General features: G+C 61.6%; 3 pseudogenes. 1 reads left to right on the top strand and 2 read right to left on the bottom strand.

What is annotated here, in order from left to right:
* Window positions 1-83 precede the first annotated feature (83 nt).
* A pseudogene (locus tag NKH60_RS34740) lies at window positions 84-304 on the bottom strand (transposase); the annotation flags it as partial.
* Window positions 305-952: 648 nt separating this feature from the next.
* Window positions 953-1142: pseudogene (locus NKH60_RS34735) on the bottom strand (IS110 family RNA-guided transposase); the annotation flags it as partial.
* 35 nt (window positions 1143-1177) lie between these two features.
* Between NKH60_RS34735 and NKH60_RS34730 the strand changes: the two are divergent.
* Window positions 1178-1619 (top strand): annotated as a pseudogene (locus NKH60_RS34730) (transposase); the annotation flags it as partial.
* Between the last annotated feature and the right edge of the window lie 703 nt (window positions 1620-2322).

The raw sequence follows: 2322 nt of genomic DNA, 5'->3' as shown, positions 1-2322 counted from the left end.
GACCCAGTTCGCCGTTGTCTTCGGCGAGAGGTTCGTCAGCCAATGACGAGACCGGCCTCGCGCACAGAATTCCTGACAGTCCCGCGGGCGCGCAGGATGTCGGCCATGGCGTGCCTCACGCGCTGCGGCCGAGCGGATCGTGGATCGCAGCCGCAAGCCGGTCGGCCAGTCGCAAACGCCGCTCAGCGGCGGCCAGAAGCATGACGCCGCCATCGGATGTGATGCGTCCGCCATCAAACGCAGCTGTAATCTTCTTGCGTCCGACGACTGGAAATGAGAACGGCGTCAAAGTATCGTCGGTCATGGCGGGTGTGGCTTACATGAGGTTCTCGCGAGATCTGGTGAAAGGGTTGGCCTAAGCAACCGAATCCTACGCCCATCAACCGCTTAAGCTTTCCTCCAGCCTCTCCAACGCACTGTTATGCATAAGGCGGGCTAGTCTCTCATGTTCTCTGTCAAGGCCGAAGGCGAGAGGAAGCAACTGCTTGACGTGAGTGTGCAAAGCAGTCGTAAGACCGTATGTCCGCTCTGCCGGTGAGGTGGCTCGCCTTACACTGCGCGTCCGACGGTTGCTTCCCTATTCGGCGTGTTGCAGTCAAGCGCTTTTCGAGCCCTCTGCTTCGCCGGCGATGCGCCTCTTTCGAGGCGTCTTGCTTCTCTCCGGGATCGGCGCTCTGGCCTTCCTTAATGGGGATTCAGGAGAATGAGATGGAACAATCTCCGAAGCGTCCTGATCGTTGTGATGCGACCGGTACTGCAACCCTGGCGAACTCACCTCATTCACTGCTGGCGACCATCTCCTTGTCCCGACCTTCTTTGCGCTGGCCCCGCCCGCGCGCAGGTGGGTCGTCAAGGGCCACGGGCCATCGCCCAGCGACTTGCCCTTGACTGGCCACGCGGCAGGCTGCAATGGTGCGGACGCATGATCGAGCGGCCTTCGGCATGAAATGTCTTGTCGTGTCCAGCGGAACTCTGTGCCGTCGCGCCACATGCGATGCATGATCACCGCCAGCCGACGGGCCATTGCGACATGGCCTTCTGTCGGGCGCGCCGTCTGGCGACATTCATCGCCCACGCCTCAGCCACGACCATTTCGTCACGCGCGTCAGCAGCGTCTGCGCGGCTTCGTAAAGCAGCGTTCGCATCACCCCGCGCAGGCAGATCGCGCTCGGTAAGCGTCCCGAGGGAACGGGTCGAACGACTCGTTCGGGCACTGCAGACATTGCGGGGCATCGATCTGATCGTCGCTGCGACGTTCGCCACCGAGGTCAAAGAGGTGGACCGTTCGAGAGCCCGCCAACTCGTGGGCTATCTTGGCCTGGTTCCTGGCGAGCGATCGACCGGAGAGACGATCAGCGCGGCGGTATCACCAAGGCCGGCAACCGCTGCGGTCGCCACATGCTGATCGAGAGTGCTTGGACCTACGGGTACCCACCCAAAGGTCGGCAAAACGAAGCCTTGCCGGCTGGAGCAGGCGCCGCCGAAAGTGCAGGAGATTGCTTGGAAGGCGCAGAGCCGCCTGAGGGCCCGCTACCGGAAGGTGGATTCGCGAGGCAAACGAACGCCCGTGAACTTGTAGGCTTCATGTGGCTGTCGCCAGAGAGGCACGCTCCATCTGATCAGCGCCACCCTCTGGGCATTGTCATCGGGTGTGGGCGGAGGCGGGACCACGCCAGGGGAATGCCCGTCAGACGCTTTGGGGCCGACAATTCGACCGACGCCTGCAGTAAGTAGGAGCAACCCTGGACGCCAATCGGGAATGCGATAGCCAATCGCGCACAGCGGACATCAGAGCAATGTGAGGGCACCTTTCGGGCGTGTCAAGGGGCACCGAAGTCTCCGCAAATGTGGGCATCCTATTTTCCCCACATGACAGGCGAAGGGGGCTCGGTGATCAGCCGGCATCTTGATCGTCGGATTTCGCTCTTGGCGGCCGGCCGCGTTTTTTCGGCGGCGGAGGCAATTGATGTGTGCTTTTGGTCGAACGTGCTTGGGGACGACAATGGCGTGATGTCGAAGACGGTAGCTTGAAGCCCCGATCTGGACGACGAGACCGGGGATCAGTCCGCTGCAGCTGGTGGTCAGATTGAGCTTGTGGGCATCATCGACGTCGCGGCTGCCCTTGACGATGAAGCAAGCCCTAGCGGTCCCGTGCTGCCGACGTCGAAAGATTGCGCCGCCAGCATTACACAGCCAAGTAGATCATTACTCACTTGCGCTCGTACGGGCAGAACCCAACGCTCTGATCACGTATCGAGCTGTGCTTGTCGCGTTTGCGACAATACGACAGCGGGTTCCCTGGCGCGAGCATGAGCCATCGGT

Source organism: Mesorhizobium sp. M1006, from assembly GCF_040318825.1.
Taxonomy (GTDB): domain Bacteria; phylum Pseudomonadota; class Alphaproteobacteria; order Rhizobiales; family Rhizobiaceae; genus Mesorhizobium.
Note: the sequence above shows the minus strand (reverse complement) of the source record. Positions and strands in the feature narration are given on the sequence as shown.